This window comes from Streptomyces sp. NPDC001492, from assembly GCF_053597275.1.
In genome coordinates this window covers 62,296-84,986 of the sequence record NZ_JBSFHW010000018.1, presented here as the reverse complement: position 1 = coordinate 84,986, position 22,691 = coordinate 62,296, and the positions used below count along the sequence as shown (strand labels likewise).

At 68.7% G+C, this 22,691-nt stretch carries 23 protein-coding genes, 1 tRNA gene and 1 pseudogene; 9 read left to right on the top strand and 16 right to left on the bottom strand.

What is annotated here, in order from left to right:
• Positions 1-149: 149 nt before the first annotated feature.
• From thrC to ACWC1K_RS23145, 5 genes are all read right to left on the bottom strand, one after another.
• On the bottom strand, positions 150-1,208 hold the full coding sequence (gene thrC / locus ACWC1K_RS23165; protein WP_450833862.1) for a threonine synthase: 1,059 nt from the start codon (positions 1,206-1,208) through the stop codon (positions 150-152).
• Positions 1,209-1,214: 6 nt separating this feature from the next.
• Positions 1,215-2,513: a homoserine dehydrogenase gene (locus tag ACWC1K_RS23160; protein WP_450833976.1), complete on the bottom strand. Its 1,299-nt coding sequence runs from the start codon at positions 2,511-2,513 to the stop codon at positions 1,215-1,217.
• Between the two features lie 161 nt (positions 2,514-2,674).
• Entirely contained in the window at positions 2,675-4,066 is a 1,392-nt protein-coding gene (lysA, locus tag ACWC1K_RS23155) for a diaminopimelate decarboxylase (protein ID WP_450833861.1), read from the bottom strand.
• A gap of 16 nt (positions 4,067-4,082) precedes the next feature.
• Positions 4,083-5,069, bottom strand: coding sequence for an ArgS-related anticodon-binding protein NrtL (nrtL, locus tag ACWC1K_RS23150; protein WP_450833859.1), 987 nt, complete (start codon positions 5,067-5,069; stop codon positions 4,083-4,085).
• Positions 5,070-5,168: 99 nt separating this feature from the next.
• Positions 5,169-5,756, bottom strand: a complete 588-nt coding sequence (locus ACWC1K_RS23145; protein ID WP_450833857.1) for a response regulator — start codon at positions 5,754-5,756, stop codon at positions 5,169-5,171.
• A 61-nt stretch (positions 5,757-5,817) separates the two neighbouring features.
• On the opposite strand from ACWC1K_RS23145, the gene ACWC1K_RS23140 reads away from it, so the two are divergent.
• A tRNA-Arg gene (locus tag ACWC1K_RS23140) sits at positions 5,818-5,889 on the top strand.
• A 211-nt stretch (positions 5,890-6,100) separates the two neighbouring features.
• On the opposite strand, the gene ACWC1K_RS23135 is transcribed toward ACWC1K_RS23140, so the two are convergent.
• The 3 genes from ACWC1K_RS23135 to ACWC1K_RS23125 form a co-directional block, all read right to left on the bottom strand.
• Positions 6,101-7,477: a tyrosine-type recombinase/integrase gene (locus tag ACWC1K_RS23135; protein ID WP_450833855.1), complete on the bottom strand. Its 1,377-nt coding sequence runs from the start codon at positions 7,475-7,477 to the stop codon at positions 6,101-6,103.
• Entirely contained in the window at positions 7,474-7,647 is a 174-nt protein-coding gene (locus tag ACWC1K_RS23130; RefSeq protein ID WP_450833853.1) for a helix-turn-helix transcriptional regulator, read from the bottom strand. The genes ACWC1K_RS23135 and ACWC1K_RS23130 overlap by 4 nt, the downstream gene beginning before the upstream one ends.
• A 335-nt stretch (positions 7,648-7,982) precedes the next feature.
• The gene (locus ACWC1K_RS23125; RefSeq protein ID WP_450833851.1) at positions 7,983-8,267 is read right to left on the bottom strand and encodes a winged helix-turn-helix transcriptional regulator; all 285 of its coding nucleotides are present in this window, start codon (positions 8,265-8,267) and stop codon (positions 7,983-7,985) included.
• Positions 8,268-8,641: 374 nt separating this feature from the next.
• On the opposite strand from ACWC1K_RS23125, the pseudogene ACWC1K_RS23120 reads away from it, so the two are divergent.
• Positions 8,642-8,957, top strand: a pseudogene (locus tag ACWC1K_RS23120) (VOC family protein); the annotation flags it as partial.
• A 42-nt stretch (positions 8,958-8,999) separates the two neighbouring features.
• Complete coding sequence (locus ACWC1K_RS23115; protein WP_450833850.1) at positions 9,000-9,557, top strand: HD domain-containing protein; 558 nt, start codon at positions 9,000-9,002, stop codon at positions 9,555-9,557.
• 16 nt (positions 9,558-9,573) lie between these two features.
• Here the strand turns inward: ACWC1K_RS23115 and ACWC1K_RS23110 are convergent, their stop codons facing one another.
• Positions 9,574-10,044, bottom strand: a complete 471-nt coding sequence (locus ACWC1K_RS23110; protein ID WP_389086792.1) for an NUDIX hydrolase — start codon at positions 10,042-10,044, stop codon at positions 9,574-9,576.
• Between the two features lie 15 nt (positions 10,045-10,059).
• A complete protein-coding gene (locus tag ACWC1K_RS23105) occupies positions 10,060-10,809 on the bottom strand; it encodes an XRE family transcriptional regulator (RefSeq protein WP_389086790.1) in 750 nt (249 codons plus the stop codon).
• A 108-nt stretch (positions 10,810-10,917) separates the two neighbouring features.
• On the opposite strand from ACWC1K_RS23105, the gene ACWC1K_RS23100 reads away from it, so the two are divergent.
• Positions 10,918-11,607, top strand: a complete 690-nt coding sequence (locus ACWC1K_RS23100; protein ID WP_389086787.1) for an HAD family hydrolase — start codon at positions 10,918-10,920, stop codon at positions 11,605-11,607.
• Positions 11,608-11,665: 58 nt separating this feature from the next.
• Here the strand turns inward: ACWC1K_RS23100 and ACWC1K_RS23095 are convergent, their stop codons facing one another.
• From ACWC1K_RS23095 to ACWC1K_RS23075, 5 genes are all read right to left on the bottom strand, one after another.
• Positions 11,666-12,235 carry a class I SAM-dependent methyltransferase gene (locus ACWC1K_RS23095; protein WP_389086784.1) on the bottom strand — a complete coding sequence of 190 codons (570 nt, stop codon included), beginning with the start codon at positions 12,233-12,235 and terminating at the stop codon, positions 11,666-11,668.
• Positions 12,232-13,521 (bottom strand): MFS transporter, encoded by a 1,290-nt coding sequence (locus ACWC1K_RS23090; protein ID WP_389086782.1) that lies wholly within the window; start codon positions 13,519-13,521, stop codon positions 12,232-12,234. Before ACWC1K_RS23090 ends, ACWC1K_RS23095 begins: the two co-directional genes overlap by 4 nt.
• 184 nt (positions 13,522-13,705) lie before the next feature.
• A complete protein-coding gene (locus tag ACWC1K_RS23085) occupies positions 13,706-14,275 on the bottom strand; it encodes an NUDIX domain-containing protein (RefSeq protein WP_389086779.1) in 570 nt (189 codons plus the stop codon).
• Between the two features lie 85 nt (positions 14,276-14,360).
• Complete coding sequence (locus ACWC1K_RS23080) at positions 14,361-15,491, bottom strand: NUDIX domain-containing protein (protein ID WP_450833845.1); 1,131 nt, start codon at positions 15,489-15,491, stop codon at positions 14,361-14,363.
• Complete coding sequence (locus ACWC1K_RS23075) at positions 15,481-15,912, bottom strand: NUDIX hydrolase (protein WP_450833843.1); 432 nt, start codon at positions 15,910-15,912, stop codon at positions 15,481-15,483. Before ACWC1K_RS23075 ends, ACWC1K_RS23080 begins: the two co-directional genes overlap by 11 nt.
• Before the next feature lie 721 nt (positions 15,913-16,633).
• Between ACWC1K_RS23075 and ACWC1K_RS23070 the strand changes: the two genes are divergently transcribed.
• Positions 16,634-17,518: a hypothetical protein gene (locus tag ACWC1K_RS23070; RefSeq protein ID WP_450833842.1), complete on the top strand. Its 885-nt coding sequence runs from the start codon at positions 16,634-16,636 to the stop codon at positions 17,516-17,518.
• A gap of 3 nt (positions 17,519-17,521) precedes the next feature.
• Here the strand turns inward: ACWC1K_RS23070 and ACWC1K_RS23065 are convergent, their stop codons facing one another.
• A complete protein-coding gene (locus ACWC1K_RS23065) occupies positions 17,522-17,977 on the bottom strand; it encodes an NUDIX domain-containing protein (RefSeq protein WP_389086770.1) in 456 nt (151 codons plus the stop codon).
• A gap of 999 nt (positions 17,978-18,976) precedes the next feature.
• Here ACWC1K_RS23065 and ACWC1K_RS23060 point away from each other — a divergent pair.
• The 4 genes from ACWC1K_RS23060 (at position 18,977) to ACWC1K_RS23045 (ending at position 22,688) form a co-directional block, all read left to right on the top strand.
• A complete protein-coding gene (locus tag ACWC1K_RS23060; protein WP_389086768.1) occupies positions 18,977-19,411 on the top strand; it encodes an NUDIX hydrolase in 435 nt (144 codons plus the stop codon).
• A 36-nt stretch (positions 19,412-19,447) separates the two neighbouring features.
• The gene (locus ACWC1K_RS23055; RefSeq protein ID WP_450833839.1) at positions 19,448-21,334 is read left to right on the top strand and encodes a radical SAM protein; all 1,887 of its coding nucleotides are present in this window, start codon (positions 19,448-19,450) and stop codon (positions 21,332-21,334) included.
• A 164-nt stretch (positions 21,335-21,498) separates the two neighbouring features.
• Positions 21,499-21,957 carry a hypothetical protein gene (locus ACWC1K_RS23050; protein WP_389086763.1) on the top strand — a complete coding sequence of 153 codons (459 nt, stop codon included), beginning with the start codon at positions 21,499-21,501 and terminating at the stop codon, positions 21,955-21,957.
• The gene (locus ACWC1K_RS23045; protein ID WP_389086761.1) at positions 21,954-22,688 is read left to right on the top strand and encodes a hypothetical protein; all 735 of its coding nucleotides are present in this window, start codon (positions 21,954-21,956) and stop codon (positions 22,686-22,688) included. Before ACWC1K_RS23050 ends, ACWC1K_RS23045 begins: the two co-directional genes overlap by 4 nt.
• Positions 22,689-22,691 lie beyond the last annotated feature (3 nt).

Genomic DNA, 22,691 nt, shown 5'->3' with positions numbered 1-22,691 from the left:
GGCATATGCGGCGGGCGGGTTCGGTACAGCCTATCGAAGGATGCTTCTGTGGCGACATAGGGCGCACAGGAGGCGCACGATGCGTGCCGTAAGCCCCCTGTGCACCCCTCGGAGGGAGTTCCCCCTCGGGCCGGACGTCGTGCCGGTCGTCAGGCCAGACCGAGGCGCTCGGCCGCCGTCACCGCGTCGACCGGGACGGTGACCGGCTGCGGGGCGCCGGCGACGGCCCAGTCGGGATCCTTCAGGCCGTTTCCGGTGACCGTGCACACGATCTTCTGGCCCGGGTCGACCTTGCCCTGCTCGGCGGCCTTCAGCAGGCCGGCGACGGACGCGGCGGACGCCGGCTCGACGAAGACGCCCTCCTGCGCGGCCAACAGCCGGTAGGCGCGCAGGATCTCACGGTCCGTCACCTCGTCGATGAAGCCGCCGGACTCGTCCCGCGCGGCCAGGGCGTACTGCCAGGAGGCGGGGTTGCCGATGCGGATCGCGGTGGCGATGGTCGAGGGGTCCTTGACGATCTCGCCGCGCACGATCGGGGCGGAACCGGAGGCCTGGAAGCCCCACATGCGGGGGGTGCGGGTGGCGACGCCGTCGGCGGCGTACTCCTTGTAGCCCTTCCAGTACGCGGTGATGTTGCCCGCGTTCCCGACCGGGAGGACATGGATGTCCGGGGCGTCGCCCAGCATGTCGACGATCTCGAAGGAGGCCGTCTTCTGGCCCTCGATGCGCACCGGGTTGACCGAATTCACCAGCGCCACGGGGTAGTTGTCGCTCAGGGCGCGGGCCAGGGTGAGGCAGTCGTCGAAGTTGCCGGCGACCTGGAGGATCTTGGCGCCGTGCACGAGCGCCTGTCCCATCTTACCGAGGGCGATCTTGCCCTGCGGGACGAGAACGGCCGAAACCATGCCGGCCCGCACGGCGTACGCGGCCGCGGACGCGGACGTGTTGCCGGTGGAGGCGCAGATCACGGCCTTCGCGCCCTCCTCCTTGGCCCGCGTGATGGCCATGGTCATGCCGCGGTCCTTGAAGGACCCGGTGGGGTTCGCGCCCTCCACCTTCAGGTGGACCTCGCAGCCCGTGCGCTCGGAGAGCACCTGCGCGGGCACGAGGGGCGTGCCGCCCTCGCGGAGCGTCACGACCGGCGTGGTGTCGGACACCGGCAGTCTGTCCCGGTACTCCTCGATGATTCCGCGCCACTGGTGGGTCATTGCTGGTTACTCTCCTTCAACCCGCATGATGCTGGCGACACCCCGCACGGTGTCGAGCTTGCGCAGCGCCTCGACGGTCCCGGAGAGGGAGGCGTCGGACGCGCGGTGGGTGACGACGACGAGCGATGCGTCGCCGTCCCCCTCTGGCCGGCCTTGCTGGCGAACCGTATCGATCGACACACCGTGCTCAGCGAAGACGGTCGCCACCTGGGCGAGAACACCCGGTTTGTCCGCCACGTCGAGGCTGATGTGATAGCGGGTGACGACGTCACCCATGCCCGACACGGGCAGCGCGGCATACGCCGACTCGCCGGGCCCCGTTGCCCCGCTGAGCCGGTTGCGGCAGACGGCGACGAGGTCGCCGAGCACGGCGGACGCGGTCGGCGAACCGCCGGCACCGGGCCCGTAGAACATGAGCTGGCCGCTCGCGTCGGACTCGACGAACACGGCGTTGTACGCGCCGCGCACGGAGGCGAGGGGGTGGCTCAGCGGAATCATGGCGGGGTGCACGCGCGCGGACACCGAGCCGCCGTCCTGCGCCCGCTCGCAGATGGCGAGGAGCTTGATGGTGCAGCCCATGTTCTTCGCCGAGGCGAAGTCGGCCGCGGTGACCTCGGTCATCCCCTCGCGGTAGACGTCGTCGAGCCGCACCCGCGAGTGGAAGGCGATACCGGCGAGGATGGCGGCCTTCGCGGCGGCGTCGAAGCCCTCGACGTCGGCGGTGGGGTCGGCCTCGGCGTAACCGAGCGCCGTGGCCTCGTCGAGCGCCTCCTGGTACCCGGCCCCCGTGCTGTCCATCTTGTCGAGGATGAAGTTCGTCGTCCCATTGACGATGCCGAGCACCCGGTTGACCTTGTCGCCGGCGAGGGACTCGCGCAGCGGGCGGATCAGCGGGATGGCGCCGGCGACGGCGGCCTCGTAGTAGAGGTCCTTGCCGTGCTCCTCGGCGACGGCGTGCAGCGCGGCGCCGTCCTGGGCGAGCAGCGCCTTGTTGGCGGAGACGACGGACGCGCCGTGCTCGAAGGCGGTGGTGATGAGGGAGCGGGCAGGCTCGATGCCGCCGATGACCTCGACCACGACGTCGATGTCGCCGCGTTTGACGAGCGCGGTGGCGTCGGTGGTGACGAGATTCGGGTCGATGCCCTCGCGGACCCGGTCGGGCCGGCGCACGGCCACACCCGCCAGTTCGACGGGCGCCCCGATCCTGGCGGCGAGGTCGTCGGCGTGCGTCGTCATGATGCGCGCCACCTCTGAGCCGACAACCCCACAGCCCAGCAGCGCCACCTTCAGCGGACGCGTACGCATCATCCGACCTCGTTTCCTCATACCGTCTACGGTGGGACCAGTCTCACTCACCGGACGGGAGTTTCTGTCCTATGTCCGGATCGTGAGACATCTATTTCATTTGTACTGGGGTGGCAGACAGGAGATCTTCCACCCCGCCGGGAGTTTCCCGGACGTCCGGCTCATCCGACGTCGAGACGCAGGAGGTCCTCCTCCGTCTCGCGGCGGACGATGACCCGCGCCTCGCCGTCGTTCACGGCGACGACGGGCGGCCGGAGCACGTGGTTGTAGTTGCTGGCCATGGACCGGCAGTACGCACCCGTGGCGGGCACGGCGACGAGGTCACCCGGTGCCAGGTCGGCGGGCAGGAACGCGTCCTTCACCACGATGTCCCCGCTCTCGCAGTGCTTGCCGACGACACGGGCGAGCATGGGTGCGGCGTCCGAGGTCCGCGACACGAGCGCGACGCTGTACTCGGCGTCGTACAGCGCGGTGCGAATGTTGTCCGACATACCGCCGTCGACGGAGACGTAGGTACGGAGGTTGTCGAGGGGCTTGATGGTGCCGACCTCGTACAGCGTGAAGGCCGTCGGACCGACGATGGCCCGTCCCGGCTCGACGGAGATGCGCGGGGTGCGCAGCCTGGCCGACTCGCACTCACGCGTGACGATCTCGGTGAGCGCCTTGGCGATCTCGTGCGGCTCACGCGGATCGTCGTCGCTCGTGTACGCGATCCCGAGCCCGCCCCCGAGGTCGATCTCGGGCAGCTCGACGCCGTGCTCGTCACGGATGTCCTTGAGCAGCCCGACCACCCGGTGCGCGGCAACCTCGAACCCGGACATGTCGAAGATCTGCGACCCGATGTGGCTGTGGATCCCGATGAGCTCGAGCCCGTCGAGCTGCAGCGCCCGCCGCACGGCCTCCGCGGCCTGCCCGCCGGCCAGCGGGATCCCGAACTTCTGGTCCTCGTGCGCGGTGGCGATGAACTCGTGGGTGTGCGCCTCCACACCCACGGTGATACGAATCTGCACCCGCTGCCGCCTGCCGAGTTCCTGCGCGATGTGGGCCACGCGCACGATCTCCTGGAAGGAGTCGAGGACGATCCGCCCGACACCGGCGCGGACGGCCCGCTCGATCTCCTGCACCGACTTGTTGTTGCCGTGGAAGGCGATGCGGTCGGCGGGCATGCCGGCGGAGAGAGCGGTGGTGAGCTCGCCCCCGGAGCACACGTCCAGATTGAGCCCTTCCTCGTGCAGCCACCGCACGACGGCACGCGACAGGAACGCCTTGCCGGCGTAGAAGACGTCGGCGTCGGCCCCGAAGGCACTGCGCCAGGCCCGCGCCCGGGCCCGGAAGTCGGCCTCGTCGAGGACGTAGGCGGGGGTGCCGTACTGCTCGGCGATGGTCTTCACGTCGATACCGCCGACGGTGACCACCCCGTCCTCGTCACGGGTGACCGTCTGGGCCCAGACCTTGGGGTCGAGGACGTTGAGGTCGCTGGGCGGGGCGGAGTAGTGGCCCTCCGGGAGGACGTCGGCGTGACGGGGCCCGGCGGGGTGTGCGGAACGGCTCATCTTCTTCGCTGGCTCTCTAGAGGTGTTGGGGTGCGTCGATGCCGAGCAGGGACAGGCCGCCGGCCAGCACCGCCCCGGCGGCTTCGGCGAGCGCGAGCCGGGCACGGTGGGCGGCCGAGGGTTTCTCGTCACCGCGCGGCAGCACCACCGGAAGGACGGCGAGAACGGCGTCGGCGACGGTGACGAGGTGCCGGGCGAGACTGTCGGGCGTGCGCTGCGCAGCCGCACGGGCGAGGACGCGGGGGTGGTCGGCGAGGACGGCGAGCAGAGCGGCCACGTCCTCTTGTACGTGCTCTACGTCTCCGGGCTCGGGGGTGAAGCCCAGGTCGGCGGCGTTACGGCTGAGGGCCCGGGTGCGGGCGTGGGCGTAACGGACTCGGAAGAGAGGGTTGCTCTCGCGCTGGACCAGATGATCGGCGGTGATACGGGGCCGGTCGTGGGCGGCGGGGTGCAGCAGTGCCCAGCGGGCGGCGTCGGGGCCGAGGAGGGCGGGGTCGTCGGGGGCCGGGACGGGCCGGAGGTTCACCGGCTCACCGTGGTCGACCTCGACGCGGCCGCCCTGGGAACCGACGATGCGCACGAGGGCGTCGGCGACGACTTCCGCCCGGACCTCGTACGGGATACGCAGCTCGACGACCTGCCCGGCGAGGGCGTCACTGTGACCGTACGCCGTGCCGTCACGGAGGATCTCGCGCGTGAGCGCGGCCGCGGACGCGGTTGCCGCGTGCAGGCTGATGTTGAGGAAGCCAGGCCCGGTGACGACGACGTCGGCGACGCCGTCCGTCCGGGCGAGGTGCTGCTGCAGGATCTCTGCAACCCGCCGGGGCGGCTGCCCGGAGGGCCGTGCGAGCTGCAGGGCGATGTTGGTGGCGTAGTCGCCACAGCCACCCGGACCGGGCGGCACCACAACGGCCCGTTGCGGCACGGCCACGCTCAGCTCCCCCTCGTCTACAGCACGACGCACCGCGCGCAGCACGGTGCGGGAGAGCTCGACGGGGGTCACGGCACAAGCGTAGGGGAGGAGGGGGGTGGGAGGGCGAGCCGATTTGGGCGAGGGTCCGCGATGTGGACGGGGCGGGTCAACGCGGGGCGTCCGCCCCGGTCAGCCGCCGGCGCGACCGGCCCGCTCGGCCTCCCCGAACCCGAGAACACTCCCGAGCCCGGACTCACCACCCTCTGCCCGGCCCCTCGCACTTCTCCTGCGCTCGATCAACTGCTGCACGAGGCGCACGAGTTCGGCAGGCTCGAAGGGCTTGGCCAGGAAGGCGTCGACCCCCACATCGAGTCCGGTCTCGACCTCGTACGTGGTGCACGCGCTGACGATGACGAGCGGAAGGTCACGGGTCAGCGGATCGGAGCGGAGCCTGGAGGCGGTCCGCAGCCCGTCCAGCCGGGGCATGACGACATCAAGGGTCACGACATCGGGCCGCACCTGATGAACGACATCCAGACACTCGGCACCGTCAGCCGCGGTCACCACCTCGAAACCCTCCAGTTCGAGATTGACCCTGATCAGCTGCCGGATGACCTTGTTGTCGTCCACAACAAGCACCCGGCCCGACGCGCCTGGCACAACTCGAGAGTAGGTGCGGACCGGCCACCGCGTCCGGGTTTTCCCCACTTCCGGCCCTTGCGGGGGACGCCCCTCGGCCTCCGCCGCCGCGCCGGGCGACGCCGGAAACCCGTTCATGAACACCCCGGATGAACTGGTAGGGTTCTACCCGTCGCCGCGCACGCAGCGCAGCGGACACGCCCCCGTAGCTCAGGGGATAGAGCAACGGCCTCCGGAGCCGTGTGCGCAGGTTCGAATCCTGCCGGGGGCACTGCCGGTCAGAGGGCTAAAAGGCCACCTGACCAGCGCAGATGCCAAAATGAGGGGACTGCAGCTATATGCAGCCAATGGCCAGCGAAAGCAGCCGTAGGACGCGTGCTGCGGGACATACGCGGGATCGGACATTGGGTCACTAAACGTCCAATCCGGCACATAACAAACGCCCCGAGGGTTTAGCCCCGGGGCGTTCAGTGTGATCATCGTCACTCGTATTCGAGCAACAGATCCTCGATTCGTTTGTTGGCTACCACGTGCCGCCCATGGAGGCACTTCGCATACCGAGCCAACAGCACCTCCACCGTGTTTCCGGCCCGCTCCGCGACCTCCGTCGAATCGACTCCGGCGTTCAGCCAGGTGGACAGCGCCGAGTGACGCAAGTCGTACGGACGGTCAGCGAGTGGGCTCGCAACAAGTTCCGGTGGCAGGCCGAGCTCGCGGGCCTCGGCCCACACTCGCGAGTAGGTCGAGGAGCCGACCAGTCCGCCACGCTCGTTGAAGAAGAGTCTGCCGTCATCTGCCGTGCCGAACGTGTCGATGCTGTCGCGCCAGATGGCGACGAGGATCGGTGGCAGTGGGGTCGGGCGCACCTCCTTGGGATCGCGGTTCTTCAGCCCGCGGTCGTCGTGCACCTCGCCCGTCTTGGTCCACTTCTTCCCTGCCGTCGGTCGGGTCCGATGGAGATTCGCCAGCCCCCAGCCCTCCTCGGGGAGGTGGCAGTCCTGGACCGCGACGCCGACAGCCTCCGCCGGGCGCATCCCGGCGTAGTACATGCCGGCGAACATGCCCACCAGTCGCCGACCCCTGGCTCGGTGGTAACCGCCCACGTACGAGACGGCGCCGATCAGGTTGCCGGCCTGCTTCGGGTTCGCCACGACACGGGGGTCAACGGCAACGATTCCTGACGGTCCCTCTACGGAAACCGAATGGACGGGATTGTCGTCGAACTCGCCCAGCTCCGTGGCGTAGTTGAGCGCGTTGACGAGAACCTTACGCTTGCGCTTAAAAGTTTCACTCGACGCCGCTTCTCCGTCGAGTTTCAGCTTTAGCGCTTCCAGCACTCCGCGCATGACGACTGGCTTGGCCAGATCAGCAAGCGGAGGCGAATTCCTTGCCAACCAGTCGACCACGGCTCTGACCTCTGGGGGGATTTCGCGCGCTTCCGGTCCGGGAAGGACAAACACCCAGTCCCGAAGCGCTCGCTGCATCGCTGCATCCGTCGGCCGCCCGGGGCGCTTCGGCATGAGTGCCTTTGTTACACCCGTCAGCGCCTCATTGATCTCGTCCCGATAGTTCGGCGCGGCATGCGGCCACTTCAACTTCAGGTATTTCAAGGCGAAGGCGTACCAGGTGAGGGCAGGCGCCTTTTCCTCCATCGAAGGAGGAAAGCCCGTCTCTGTATCGAATTGCTCCCCATTCTCCTGGGCCATGAGGAGCTGCGCCCGCAGCTTGTCGGCAAGCCCCTTAGTGCGACGCGAGCGAGATACCTCACGCCCCGCCACGACCCAGCGCACCTCGTAGGTGTCCTTGCCCTGGCGCTGCTTTACCCTGACGTCCCATATCCGAACGTCGGTCGTTTTCAAGCTGCAGCTTCCTCTCTCTCATGCAGCCATTCCATGAGCGCACTGCGCCAGACACGCAATTCGCCGTTGGGGAGCTTCAGCACGGCGGGACCTGTACCCAGCTCGCGCCATCTGTAGAAGGTTCGACGGGACGTACCCTTCAGCTCCGCGAGCACCTCGGGGACGGTCATCAACTCGTCACCCTTATCGCCCCGCTTCACCTCGCAACTCCGGCAGAGATCAGAAGCATGGCCGGAGACAGGCGTGCAGGGTTCTGTTTTGGGGCAGGGGGTATCGCGAAAGGGCACACTGAGGGGGATTCCTTACAATGCGGAGCTAAGCCACCGCTGGTCATACGCGGGCTGGCAGTTGGGCGCGGTCGCACCTTTCTCGGATCAGGGTTTTGGAATGGCTGCCCGCGCCGATCCACCGCCAAGTAGCCGGTGCGAACAACATCAATGCTCCAGACGATCCCCGGTTTCGGTAACCGGGGATCATGGCCTATATTGCGCGCCGCGCCGACGAGCTAGCGTCGAGGTTCCCGGGCTCCGGAGGCCAACCTGTACGACCGAAGCCGTGGGGTCGCACCGTCCGTGACGAGTACTAGGAGACCGTCGTCAATGAGGCGGCTGAGGTTGCGGGCTACGACGCGCTGGTTGGCTCCGACCGCTCGGGCAACACTGTGCGTCTGGGCACCGGGGTGAGCAGCGATGTGCGTGAGAACGGCTCGGTCGCGGCGGAATCCGCGTTGCAACAGATCCTCGCCGAACAGCCCGGCCGCGCAGACGCAGAGGCAGAGCGCGGTGGACACCGAGACGTAGTCCCCTGCTTGCTGGCACTCCACGCGTTCATGGCGCCGAGCGAAAGGGGCGTCGGGGCGGTAACGGGGGCCGATCGAAGTGCGGACTTTGGCAGATTAGCCTCCTTGGTAAGGGCCACGTCGGAGGGACAGGGGCCGGGGTCGGGTTCCGAAGCGGCTGGCATCCCACCCCCCTGAACGTCTCTGACCTGGTGTTTTCCGGGGAGGTTGTACGTTGGCATGGTCCCGGGGATGGTTCCAGTCCCTTGGGGCTCTTTTTCGTCTGCCGTGGGCGAATCCATCGTCGGACCCAGGCGTGACGCGCCTAGCCCGATGGGAGGAGGGGGGCCGGCGCACTCGTCGCAGAGCATCCGCGCCACTTCGTTGACCATGGCCCGGTCTTCGCCGACAGGCCGGGCGACCCTGACGTTCACCTCGGGCGGGCGGCCAAGGCGAACCCGGGGGACCGGGGCGGCGCCGCGGATCCTGCTCAGCATCGGTGTCGACGCCGTCGACAAGACGCTCGGCCGGGTGACGACACTGGGCGGCTCGGTCGGCACCGGCCCCAACAAGATGCCGTGGGGACAGCGCGTCGCCCACATCCAGGACCCCGACGGCAACCCGGTCAACCTCACGCAACCGATCCCGGCCGGCCGGACCGGGCCCCGGGACTACCTGAGACGTCCTGGGACGTCCCGCTGATCACCAACCGGCCAACGCACCTCACACCATAGGCTGCGGAGCATGGACCTCACCGTGTGGGCGCGCGACCTGGCCGAGTCCCTCCTCGCCGAGCCCCTGCCGCGGCGGTGGGCACACTCTCAGGGCGTCGCCGCAAAGGCGCAGTCTCTGGCGGGGATCCTGAGCGACGAAGCAGAGCTGCTGTGGGCCGCGGCGATGCTGCACGACATCGGATACACGCCGGCACTGGCCACGACTGGATTCCATCCGCTCGACGGTGCCCGCTACCTGCGCGACCACACGGCTGCGGACGAGTGGCTGGTGCGGCTGGTGGCCAACCATTCGTGTGCGGTGCTGGAGGCGGAGGAGCGCGGGTTGAGGGAGCAACTTGAGGACGAGTTTCCCCTTCTCGGTCATCCTGCGCTGGTCGATGCACTGGCCTACTGCGACATGACCACAACGCCGGACGGTGAGCCGACCACGGTCGATGCCCGCTTGTCGGAGATCCTCGGTCGCTACGGTCTCGACAGCATCGTCGGTCGGTTCATCCGACGAGCGGAACCCGAGCTGCGCGCGGCGGTGCACAGGGTCGAAGTCCGGCTCGCTACGGTCGGCAAGTAGGGACGCGGGCGGACTTTCAGTCCACGTGCGGGTACGTCCCGTTGAGGAAGTGGTCGATCTGCTTCCTCATGGAGGGGTGGATGTCGTAGGACTCCAGTTCGCTGGGCAGGATCCAGCGGACGCCGTCGGCCTCGTCGTTGATGGTGGGCTCGCCGCCGACCGGCCGGCCGATGACGGTCACCTCGTACGCCTGCCGGATCTCCCCGTCCGTGTAGGCCACGACATGTTCCGGGGGCGAGTACACGCCTAGGAGCCCGATCGGTTCGGCGTCGATGCCGGTCTCCTCCTTGCATTCCCGGACCGCGCACTGCGCCGGGGATTCCCCGATGTCCATGGCTCCACCGGGCAGGGCCCACTGCCCCGTGTCCCGGCGCCGCTGCAGGAGGATCGCCCCGTCGGTCTCCCGGGCGACGAGCATGTTGCACGCCGGGATCAGCGTGTTGGGCTTCGGCGCATTCTCGTCGTACCAGTACTCCGTACGTCCCATCGCGGGCCGTGCTCCTCACATGGACTCGGGTGACCAGGGCTTTGCAGTCTCCCAGACCGCGTCGAAGCTGCCCGCGTAGTGGTCGAACCAGCCGTCATCCCCCAGGCGGCGCAGTTCGAACAACGGGTTGGCGCTGGCCGGCTGCCCCCACACGTGGGGGTTGACGAGCAGTGCGTCATCGAAACGGAACAGGCTGTTGTAAAGGGTCGTGTCGTGCAGGCGCACCTCGCAGCCGGGGGTGCCGACCAACTTTCGGTAGTAGGTGAGCGATGCCCTGATCTTCGCGGAGAGTGTGCCGCCGATCCCTTCCTCCGCGTCTCGGACGGCGACCGCCTTGCCAGCCGGGTCGCCGAAACAGAGGCGGACCCGGACGCCGGCTTCGGCGCGCTCGGCAAGCATCGCCGCCACACGCGGGTTGGTCTGCGCGAAGAATGTTCCGCTGAACACCAGGACGTCGATGTGCTTCTGGGCGGACTTCAGGAGGTGGACCCAGGTCTTCTGCGGGACGGACGCGCGGTTGGGAAAGACGGCGACCAGCTCCGCCTGCTCCGTCGACTGCCCCTGGGTGTCGTCCTCCTCCGGCGGCCACAGGTACGACTCGTCCACACCGAGGGCCTGCGACGCCGCCCAGCGGTACTTGCGGAGCGGCTGTCGGCCCAAGCTGATCCAGCGCTCCACCGTCTTGGGATCGACTTCGCACACAGCCGCAAGGTCCTCCGTGGTCACCTTCCGCTGGATCATCACCGTACGCAGCCGCTCGTTCACATTCGCATCCTCCCAGGACGTTCTGGGACGCGGCAAGATCTTGCGGGACGCCAGGACGTCCCAAGAAGGCACTGTTAACAGGCAGTTCACGCTGCATACCCTGGGCACGTGCAGCTCATCGTGCTCTGGGACGTGGACCACACCCTCGTAGACAACGCCGGTGTCAGCAAAGAGATCTACGCCAGCGCCTTCAAGGCCCTCGCGGGGCGTGACGCCGAGCTGCCCGCGCCGACGGAAGGGCGCACGGACCGGGCGATCATGCGTGAGATGTTCGTCCGGCACGGTCTGCCGGTTCCCCAATGGGCCTCGGCGCAGCGGGCGCTGGAAGAAGCAGGGCGGGGTCGCGAGGAAGATCTGCGGCGACGGGGCCGAGTTCTGCCTGGTGTCCAGGAGGCGTTGAAGTCGCTCGCGACAGACTCCGAGATCTGCTCGTCAGTCCTCACGGGCAACATCGCGGCGAACGCGCGCGTCAAGCTGGGGGCGTTCGGTCTCGACGGCCTCCTCGACATGACTGTGGGTGGGTACGGCGAGGACAGCGAGGACCGGGCCTGTCTAGTCGATGCTGCCCGGGCCCGGATTCACGCCGCCTACGGCGTGGCGCTGACGACGCCGACCGTGCTGATCGGTGACACGCCTCGCGACGTGCGGGCCGCGCATGACACTGGGGCGCGCTGTATTGCTGTCGCCTCGGGCATCCACTCGGTGCCGGAACTCCGTGCCGCTGGCGCCGACTTCGTCATTTCGGATCTGACGGATACGGAGGGACTGTTGGCCCACCTGCATGCAGCAGCGGCCTGAGCCAGGCTTCCCTGCCACCGGAGACCCTCGTCGAGGTCAGGATGTGGATCGTGACGGGTCAGGGGCGCAGGGCGTAGCAGCGCATCGAGTCCAGGTCTTCGCTTCGTACCGATGACCAGGGCGCGGTCAGCAATTCCGCTTGCTGCGGGGTGATGCCGATCGATTGCCGTTCCTCCGGGAGGCGTTCAGCGAGAGGGGTCACCAGCCAGAAGGTTCCGCCGGGCGGGAGGAGGCATCGGATGCGGTCGAGGAAGGCGGGCTTGTCCTTGATGAAAGCGAACACGAGGCGGCAGGTGACGAGGGCGTAGCCGGCGTCCGGGAGCGCGCTGGTGTCGTCGGTCTCGATGTCCAGTTGCTGGAAGACCGGGCCGTCGTCCGCGTTGTGCTCGGCCTGCGCGATCTTCAGAGCGGCGGAGGAGCAGTCGATCGCCGTGGTGCGGTATCCCAGGTCGGCGTGCAGGTACCGGGCGCCAGCGCCGTCGCCGCAGCCGATGTCGAGCGCGGGCCGGCCGCGGCCGGCGCCGAGGAAGCGGCGGGTCAGCTGCTGTTCCTCGGGGCCGAGTCCGCGGTAGCGGCGTCCCGATGCCCACAGCCGGTTCCAGTAATCGGCCGGGTTGGTGATCGTCATGGGTTGGCGGGCTCCTCGTTCGGGGTCAGGGAGATGGGGGCGGCGGGGCCGAGAGCGCGGACAGGCGAGTTCCACAGCACGAGGAACGGGACGACCAAGGCCGCGGTGATGAGCGTGAGGGTGGGGCGCAGCCCGAGCAGGGTGCCCAGAGCGCCGGCGGCGAGGGCGGCGAACGGGCGCAGGCTGAAGGCGAGCCAGGCTCCCGTGGCCTGGGCCCGTCCCTGGAGATGGTCGGGGGCGAGTTCCTGTCGGACGGCGCGCTGGAGTCCGCCGTGGCAGACGGCGGCACCGGTTTGGATGACCATGCCGGCGCCGATGGCAAACTGCCCACTGGGTCCGGGGCCGACGAGGACCAGGGGAATCTGGGCGAGAGGGTTGAGGGCGAGCGCGCCGAGCATCACCCGGCCCGGGCCCCAGCGTCGTTCCAGGGGCTGCCAGACGAGGGCGCCGAGGATGCCGCCGATTCCGCCGGCGCCCATGACGATCCCGAGGGCGGTCGGGCTCCAGTGCAGGTCGCGCAGCAGGTACAGCGACCACAGGGCACTGCTGGCGGCCAGGACGAAGGAGGTGGCCGTATTCGCCAGCACGATCGAGCGCACGACGGGGGTGTGCACGGTGTAGGTGAGGCCCTCGCGGATTTCCGCCCAATGGCTGGTGCCCGCGGTGCGGGCGGGTGGCGGCTCCTCGCAGTGCTTGATGCGCCACAGGAGCAGGGCGCTGGCCAGGTAGGAGGCGGCATCGACGGTGACGGCGCGGGCCGCGCCTAGGACGGTGACGAGGATGCCGCCGGAGTTGGTGCCGATCAGGTCGGCCAGGGAGTTGTTGGCGCCCATCTTGGAGTTGCCGTCCTTGATCCGGCCTGGGCCGAGGAGGGAGGGCAGGTAACTGATGGAGGCGTTGCTGCCGATGACCTGCAGGGCGGACACCGTGAAGGCGACCGCGTAGAGGTGGATCAGGGTGATGCGGGCGAGGAACTGTGCGGTGGGGAGGGTGAGCAGGACGGCGGCGCAGAGCAGGTCGCAGGTGATGATCAGGGGGCGTTTGCGGCGGCGGTCGGCCAACACGCCGGCGTGGAGGGACAGCAGCAGGGGTGGGAGTTTGGAGGCGAAGGCGATCAGCGCGACGTTGAAGGTGGAGGCGTGCAGGTCGACGACGGCCAGGACGGACAGCGCGATCGTGGTCACGCCGCTCCCGGTGACGCTGATGCCCTGGGCGACGGCGTAGTGCCCAAAGTCCCTGTCTCGCCACAGGCTTCCTGGGGTGTCTGGTTCGGATCGGTGCGGCACGTCAGGAACTCCCCTCGTAGGTACGGCTGTTATGGGTCGGCCGGGCGGTGTCTCATCCCGTATGGGGCTCCGGCTGCCAGCTGGGGCGGCACGGGTCAGCGCGGCAGAAGCCGTTCGACTCCGAGCGCGGCCTCGGACTCGGAGAGGGACTGTTCCGTCTTCCAGACTCGTTTCAGGAGCCGCTTCATCGCGCCTCCGATACGACTGGGCCGGGCAAAAGGTGGGACGTGCCGTCGATCAGTACGGCCGGCACGCCCGAGATCAGCGCGGTGTGCGCCGCCTGGATGCGGCGTGCGAGGCGGTGCGGCAGCCGCGCGAGGGCCTCCTCGACGGGCAGGAACTCGGCGGCGCCGATCTCCCCGTCCGCAAAGCGCAGGGACTGTGTCTGCTGGTCGGTGAGGGGACCGACGTGGAACACCGTGACGACCATGGCTCGCCCGTACCGGGCAGCGGGGACCTGGTCCAGGACGAGGAACCGGCCGATCGGCACGCCGGTCAGGTCGAGTTCCTCGGCCAGTTCACGTTCCAGGCCCTCGATCTGCGTTTCGCCGGCCTCCACCATGCCGCCGGGCATGTCGAAGCCGTCCTTGTAGGTCGGGTCGACCACGAGAATCCGGCCGTCAGCATCGGTGATCAGGGCGGTGCAGGAGGCCATGGGCGCCTCGACCCGGGCCCAGTACGTCCGTTGCTCGTCGGTGACCACGCGGTCAGGGCAGCCGACAGCCTGCTCGGTGGTGTCAGGTTCGTCGGACATGAGAGTCCTCCTCTAGGGCCAGAAGGGCAGTGCAGGGCATCGCGCCGGCAGGGCTCCGGCACGAGGTGGTCGTCATGTGCGGAGGTCAGGGCAGGAGGGCCGCCATGCCCGTGTGGGGGATCTCGATCGCGGCCTGCGGCGCACTCAGCGGAATTCCCCAGCGGGCTGCCGCCGTTTGGGCTGCGTACGCGGCCTGTTCGGCCCCGGCGCGTCCGAGGCCGAGCAGCTCGCTCGCCTGCACCGGGCTGACCAGCAGCCGGCCGTAGGTGATGCCGGTCGCAACATCCGGAGCGGCGGGCCCCAGGGAGTCGATGCGTGCGATGTACCGTGCCCGGGCGTTCGCCCCCGTGTCTGGGCCGTAGACCGCGCCGTCCGGATCGTGGAGGTAGCCGAGGTAGGCGGCATCGTGCAGGCGCAGAGCCGCCTCTTCTGCGGCTTCGCGCAGAGCCGCCGCCTTCGGCCCGTCGTCGTCCATTTCGACCGTTCCGCCAGGCAGGACGACATGGCCGTCGCGCGGATCCACGAGGACGACGACCCGGCCGAGCGGATCGAAGGCCCACACCCAGGCTTGCTTCACGGGAAGGCCGGCGGAGGGCTCCAGGGCCGGGTGCCAGCCGATGTGCTGGTAGCCGATCGCAATACGCGGGACGACGTTCAATCGCTGTAGCGCCTGTCCGAGCCCGACGGTGTCCCCGTCTTCCAGCACAACAGGGCCGGCACGGTCGATCCGGGCGCGCAAGGCAGCGAGCATCCGTCGCCGCTCGATCGGGCGCATCCTGCGTGCGGCCTGCCCCGGCGGAAGGAAATGGAACGAGGTGATCTCGTCCTCGGGCAGGCGAATCCGGGCGATGTCGCTCTCCTCCAGGACACCACCGTCCCAAATGGACACGGTTTCACCGGGGAAGCCGTGCACCTTTCCGAACTCCGGATTGCCCTTGCTGACCCAGTCGACCGCCAGAAGCTGGCTCACGCTGACGGACAGACCGAGTTCCTCGGCCACCTCGCGCACCGCCGCGGCCGACGGCTGCTCCGCCTGGTCCACTCCCCCGCCGGGCAACAGCAGCTTTCCGGGCCGGTACGAGGGATCCAGGACCAAAACCCTGCCCGCCGCGTCGGTGAACAGCACCGCGGCCCCACCCCAAAAGACCGCGCGTGAACTCGCATAGTCCTCCGGCACCATCAAACCCACCGGCTCGCGCACCTCGTCAGCAGGCATCGGGCCACCCCAGCGTGCTCGCGCTCTGGCCCCGCTGAATACAGATCAGCGCCTGACGGGTGTAGCGCACCAATTTCTCCGGCAGCTCGGAGAGCGGCCACCACCGCCACTCCGCACACTTGTCCGGCTCCGCAACACAGGGTCGGCCCGAGTACTGCTTGGCGGTGAAGAAGACTTGCAGCCGACTCTGACCGGTTTCGAGATCGTGGTCGTGAACGGTGTGCGCGACCACCAGGTCCTCCTCCGCGAGGGCGATGCCCAGCTCCTCCCGAGCCTCACGGACCATGCCGGCAAGGAAAGACTCCCCGTCCTCAAGATGGCCAGCGGGGACGTGCCACCAGCCGTCACACCAGGCAGTGCCCGCACGCAGGCCGAGCAGCACGTGGCCCTGCTCGAGCAGAACCAGATGAAGTCCGATCACGGACCGGTATGGCAATGCCTTCTCCTCCTCGACGTAGCGGTGCGTTCGGAGGGCAGTTGACCGCGGGGGCCGCAGGGCAACTGCCCGGGCACAGGGTCCGTGCTGCGAACGTGACAGCTGATGAGCACGCGGCCTTGTGGCAGGCGAGGGAATAGGTTCGGTCAACGCCCCAGCAGGAGCGTCGGGGTGATTGCGACGGCGCCTGGCAGGCAGCACACACGGCACAGCGGGCCTCCCGAAGCATGAGGAATTCAATGCGTACGCCGCCTGTGACCGCAGCGACTCGGGTGCCCGTTGCCGGACTCAGCCGAGTCTATCCAGCCTGAGTCGTAAGGGTGTTGGGCAAGTCCGTGTTCTCAACGCTTCCACTCGTTGCGGTGCTTCTTCGAAGCCTGGGCGCGTCGAGGCGTGCTACGGCAGGGCTGCCCGCGCTCACCGATGATGGGAACAGCCGTGGCAGCCTTACGTCCCCAACACATTGCGGAACTCGGTGCTCGCATGGACGAAGACCAACGCATGCGTATGCTGCCCACTGCCGAGAGCCGCAGGAGTACCTACGTCCGTTGCGCGCCATCGAAGTCGACGGCACCGCCGTGCTCTCCCGCACAGTCGACGAGTTCGGCCGACCGGGGATCAACCTGGTGGACAAGGCGAGTCCTCACGGGCCGAGGCTGGCGACCATCTCGGGATTCGGCTCCGCCTGCTTGCTACGGTCCCGTATATGACGCTTCCTGTGCCTCGCTCCGTTGATCTACGCCGAGAATCGATTGGCGGGGTGCTGGACCGAGTGGAGCGGTCGCTGCAGCTGGGTCTCGACCGGGAGACGGTGGTACGCAAGCGCCGGACAGTCGGGGCACGGACGGACCGCAATACATGGGTGCGCATCGAGCGGCGAGGGTTCGACCGGATCGGCGCCCAGGGGTGGAACGGCCCCGAATCAGCTGCTGTCTTGAGCGGGGTCGCCATGCCCTCGTGGTACGCAGGGTGTGCGTGGCGCGAGCCGGGTGAACCGGTGATGTGGCGCGCGGATGAGATGGAACTGGTCAGCTCCGCGCCGGTTGGTCAAGCCGCTGTCGTGATCGAAGACCCCCGTCTCCCGGCTGAGTGGTGGTCCGCGCTGAACGCCTCACTGGACGCCCTTGCCGCCCAGTCGGCACCTCGCCTCGCTACGCCGGACACTCAAACCATCACGCAGGAGCTAGTGACAGCAACCCTCGGGGGTGCTTTCCCCGAGGTGACCGACACCGCGGTGAAGGAGTGGCTGCCGGCCCACGCCGACCTGACGTGGGCGAACGTGACCGGCCCGCAGTTCTGCATGATCGACTGGGAAGACTGGGGCATGGCGCCACGAGGGCTGGACGCGGCAACGCTATGGGGCCATGCCCTCGCCGTCCCGGCCTTGGCGAAACGCGTGTGGAGCGAACGTCGGCCAGACCTGGAGACCAGGTCCGGCCGGCTGATGGCCCTGTTCGTGTGCGCGAAGATCGCAGGGCCACACGCGTACCCCGAGGATCCTCGGCTGGAGTTGGCCCGTAAGGAAGCCGTGCGGCTCATTGCTGAGCTTCACGACTTCGGGCCACGCCTCCGGGGCAGCTGCCCGGACTGACCGTCATCCGGCCTCTGGCCAGCCGTCGAATGAAAGGATCGGGCCGCCGTCGAGGTGCCGCTTGACGGCGACCAGGGTAGTACGTGTGAACGGTTGCGGCAGGTCGTCCGGCGGCACCCAGGCAATGGTGTCGTGCTTGTGCGGCTCCGCGTTGTGGGGGGTACCGCTCCACCGGTCAGTGTGAAAGACCAGGGCCATGAACATCCCGGGGACCTCCGCTCCCCAGGAGCCGTGCACGACGTGGACGAGGCGTAGGTCCGCCTCGGTGGCCACGACGCCCGTCTCCTCCTTCAGTTCCCGTATTGCGGTCGCGGTGACCGGTTCCTGGGGTTCGCCCTTGCCACTGGGGACATCCCACTCGCCAGGCGCGAAGTCCAAGTGGCTACTACGGCGCAGGATAAGGAGTCTGCCGTTGTCGGGATCCGTGACAAGAACGGCAGCGATGAGCCGCGTCGTCATCGACTCGCTCTTCCACCGGGCCGTCGGCTGATCGGACTCAGTCAAATCGCCTTCCTCCAAACGATCTTAAGGTGTGGGAGGGATACATCCAGCGAAGGGGATCAGCCAGTCTGCCGCAGAAGCCGTATGGCTCGCCTCGCCTTTTCGCCGCAGAGCCCGCTGGTCGAAACTGGTACCCCTTTCCCGACGCTTTCGATGCGACCCGACCGCGAGGTGCGCAAGCGGCTCGGCGGCACGTTCAGCCTCCGGCCCGTCTGACCGCAGGCGCATCCGCGGGGCCCGCGCCAGCTGACGGTCGCCGTGGCCGTGATCTTCGGCCCTGGGCCCCTCCATCCCACACCATGGCTACGGCCATCGAACAAATGGCTGAATCACCCGCATGAAGAGGCTCAACACCCCACGTCACCGGAGATAGAATCACCAACGTCCGGCAACGGGCACCCGAGCGTCGCGGTCACAGACGGCATTGGACAGGATTCGTCGTCCCCTGGAGCGCCGCCTCGTGACGTACACGCGCACCCTTATGCCAGAGCCGACTCGCTGGCGAACTCACCCCTGCTGGCGTCGGGCACCTCAGCGCGGCTCCGGGCTGACTGGAGGCCGCCGTACGCCAACTGCCGGCCTTGGCCTGATCCGCCTCACCGAGCACTCTGCTGCGCGGCCCGACACAGAGGCCGCGCCCCTCGGCCGATGCGCTGGAGCCCCAGCCACTCCTGCGGGGGAAGCAGATCTGGTTCCGGCCCAGCGGCACCGCCGCCGAGGGCGGCGAGGAGGGGTGGTGCCGACGCACGGCAAGGGCTGCTGTTTCAGCCCATCTCGCCTATTCCGTAAGCCAGTTCGACCATTTTCAGGCTGTCTTGATGTGCGTTCGCGCGGCCTAGACTCAAGGTCGTTTGCCCGGCGTCGGCCCTCCGTCATCAAGGGGTGCCTGCCGTGCGCCCTGGCTTTGGGCGCCGCCGGGTGCGCGACCGATTCCATCGAATGAAGAAGGGTGTTCTCGTGCCCGAAAAGGTCACCAAGGACAAAGTGCTGTGCTACGTCGTGCGTGACGGGAAGCTGCTGGTCTTCCGGCACACCGACTACAGCTACGAGGAGGTGGGCATCCAGGTCCCGGCCGGCAGCATCCGCGAGGGCGAGACGCCGGAGGCGGCGGCGCTGCGCGAGGCCCGCGAGGAGACGGGCCTCAAAGACTTCAAGATCGTGCGGAAGCTCGGCGAGACCGAGTACGACATCAGCCCCTACCGGTTCGAGCTCCAGCACCGGCACGTCTTCCACCTGGAGCTGACCGAGCCCACCCCGGAGCGCTGGATGAGCCAGGAGGATCACGACGGGCAGCAGGAGCCCACGCACTTCGAGTGCTTCTGGATCCCGCTGGAGGCCGCCCACATCCTGCAGTCCGGCCAGGGCGCCCTGCTGGGTCGCCTGTACGACTGATCCCCTGCCGGTCACGGCCATCCCGGGAGGCAGCCGATGTACCGCACCACCGAACAGCACGACCCGATAGCCCAACTGTACCGCGGCCTGGACACCCAGGATACGGACAGCGCCGTATCGGTGATCTTGAAGTTACGCGGTGAGACCTGCGACGTCGACTGCCTGTACTGCTACGAGAAACGTAAGGAGGCCCCGGGCGGAGCGCGGATCGACGCCGGCCAAGTACGCCGGCTTGCCGAGCTCTTCCGGGGGCGTCCGCTCGCTGTCGAACTCCACGGCGGCGAGCCGCTGAGCGCTGGCCGCGACCACGTCGCCGACGTCCTGCGTGAACTCGCCGCGCAGCCCACCGTGGTCCGCGTCTCCCTTCAGACCAACGGCGTGAAGCTGGACGAAGAGTGGCTGGACCTCTTCGACGCCCTGTACCCGGACCTGCAGATCGGCATTTCACTGGACGGGGACGCGACGGGCAACGCCTGGCGTGTCGGCTACGACGGCCAGCCGGTCTACCCGCGCGTCGCCGCCGCCCTGCGGCTGCTGGCCGCTCGCGGCAGGAGGGTGGGTGTGATTGCCGCGGTCACCCCGCTCGTGCTCGGCCGCGCGGCGGCGGTTCTGGACCACCTCGCTGGGTTCGAGGCGGTCAACGCCGTCAGCTTCGTGCCCTGCTTCGACGCCTCCGTCCAGCGTCCGACCACCGCTCAGGGGCGGCGCCTCCCGGCGAGCCGACTGCTGCAGGAAGCTGCGGTCCGCGGTTCCGATGGGCCCGCGTGGGCGATCAGCCCGGCTGAGTACGCCGAGTTCGCGCTCGCCGCGGCCGTTCACTGGATCGGCGCCGGGTATTTCGCCCGCCTGAAACTGGAACCGGCCGTGTCCACCATCCGGCGGCTGCGCGGGCTGGACAGCGGCTTCTGCCACTTCTCCAGCATGAAGTGCGACCACGTCTTCACGCTCTACCCGGACGGACGGCTCGGCAGTTGTGACGAACTGCCCTGGCCGGAGGCCAAACTCGGACGCCTGGACCGGATCCCCGACGAGGCGGTGGTTGTCGCCGCTCAGCGGCGGCTTCCGCTGCTCAACGCGGGCAAGGCCCTGATGGAGCGGTGCACGACGTGCTCGTACCGGTCCGCGTGCGGCGGCGGCTGTGTGGCCACCCGATGGCGCCAGGACCAGGCCGGGGACCAGGACGCCTACTGTGACTACCGAATGCGGGTGATCGACGGCATCGCCGCGCTCCTCGCCCAGCCCGCTCACCCGGCGGGTGTCTGGTGCCGTACGGTGCGCTGGCGCCCCCGCAGCCCGAACAGCATGCGCAACGTCGCAGCGTTCCTCGCGCGTTGGGATCGCGTCGACGCCCATCGCGCCCCGGTGCGGCTGCACACCAGCGCGCATGGCAATATCAATACCGTTGGCCTGCCCGGCGTGCACGAGGCCGACGATCTGGAACCGGCCCACCCGCAGTGGCACGAAGCGATCGAGCCCGGCGTCCGCCCCCTGGTCGACGCCCTCACCCGATCGTGGGGACTGGTCACGTACGACAGCTGCCAGGGCCACCCGTACACCGGCCTTGACCTTCCGCCCGCCGAGCGCCGCATAGGCATCCTCCCCCGCGACCGAGCCGAGTACGCCCAGGCTGCCGCGGCTCTGTGCCGGGCGGTCACCGCCGCGGCCTCTAAGCTGCCCGCCCCGGTGCAGGTCACCGTGGGGCGGGCTGAGTTGACGTGCGAGACCACCGGGGCCACAACACCCGTGCTCGACCTGGCGCTACACCCAGCCCTCGAGCACGACTGGCCGGCGTACTTCCAAGCCCTAGAGGCGGCCACCCACCTCGTCGCGGACGCACTGCATAGTGAACGACCCGCCGAGGGCGACGCCTGCTGCTGCCCGGTCCCGCAGACGACTGTCCCTACGAAAGAGGCGCCGGCGTGAGCAGTGCCACCGACACGATGACGATTCACCAGTTACTGGGGCGGATCGTGTACTTCCACGCCCTATTCATCGAACCCGCGCTCCAGCCCGGCCCATCGCCCGGACCAGGCCCGGCGTGCTGCAATCACCGGGCAGCACCAGGCCGCCAACCCACCGTCGGCGCATTGCTACCGGACTCCGCCTGGGCAGCGCTCATCGAAGCCGCCGCCACCCTCCCGGCTCATCACACGTCATGCCCGCAGACCGGCAGCGGGTGCTGCGCCACCTGCCGCGTCGCTGCCGCATCAGGGACGGTCGCCGTCGGATGGGCACGGACCGAGTACCGCGCCTACCAGCGGACCGATCCCACAGAAACGCTTCTGCGCTCTTGCGCCCGCGCAGCGGCGGCCCGGCTCGGACGGGCCTTCGCCGCCCAGCACGCCGTCTCGTGCCCTGCGCTGGACCAGCTGACCGTGCCGGAGGAGCTGCCCAGCTCTGAGGAGCTGCCGCTGACCGGCGAGCTGTTGGCCCTGTGGGCCAACCCGACTGACACCACCCGCCGCCCTGTGGCCAGTTGGCTCAACCACTGCACCGGCCTGGACGACGTCCGCCGCGTGCTAGAGACGAGGAGGACCGGCTCGTGATCCACATAGCCGAGACCGTCGCGGTCGGCAGCATCGAGGACTTCTTGCATCCCGAGGAACGCGCCCAACTCGCCGCCATGATGAACGCTTTCCTCACCGAGGAGAACCGCGCCCACTTCGGCACACAGCGGTCCAGCTCTATCCACGAGATCCCCGGCCACTCTCACGAGCAGGCCATGGCCGTCTACGAGCCGGCCGGCCGAGTCGAGGTCCCCAAGATCCCGGACGAGCCCGAGAGCCTGCTCCAGCACGCCTTCGACCGCGCCCGCCCCGCCCTGTCCCGCGTCATGCCGTCGATCACGGCCTGCCGCCCGTGGACTTACGTCGAATACGGCCCCGGCCAGCACATCACCGGCCACCTCGACGGGATCGCCCCCGACCCATTCGCCTGGCCCCGGCAGATCGCCGGCATCAGCGTGATCATCCACGAGGCTGAGGCCGGCGGCGCGTTCTACGTCGAAAGCACCTCCAGCGACCGCCTGTGGAACACACGCCTGCACCACGACACCCAGGGCCACGGGTATGCGGACGGCATGTGGCTGGCCCACGACGGCGCCGACCACTCCGCCGACTGGTACGCAGCCATGCCCCGCACCCGGTGGAGCGTGAATCCCGCACAGGGCACCGCCCTGCTCTACGGCTCCCAACTCACCCACGGCACCGAACCGGTCACCCATGGCCGGGTCGCGAAGTTCATCAGCTGGCTCATCGCCGAGAAACCCGAGGAGTGAGGC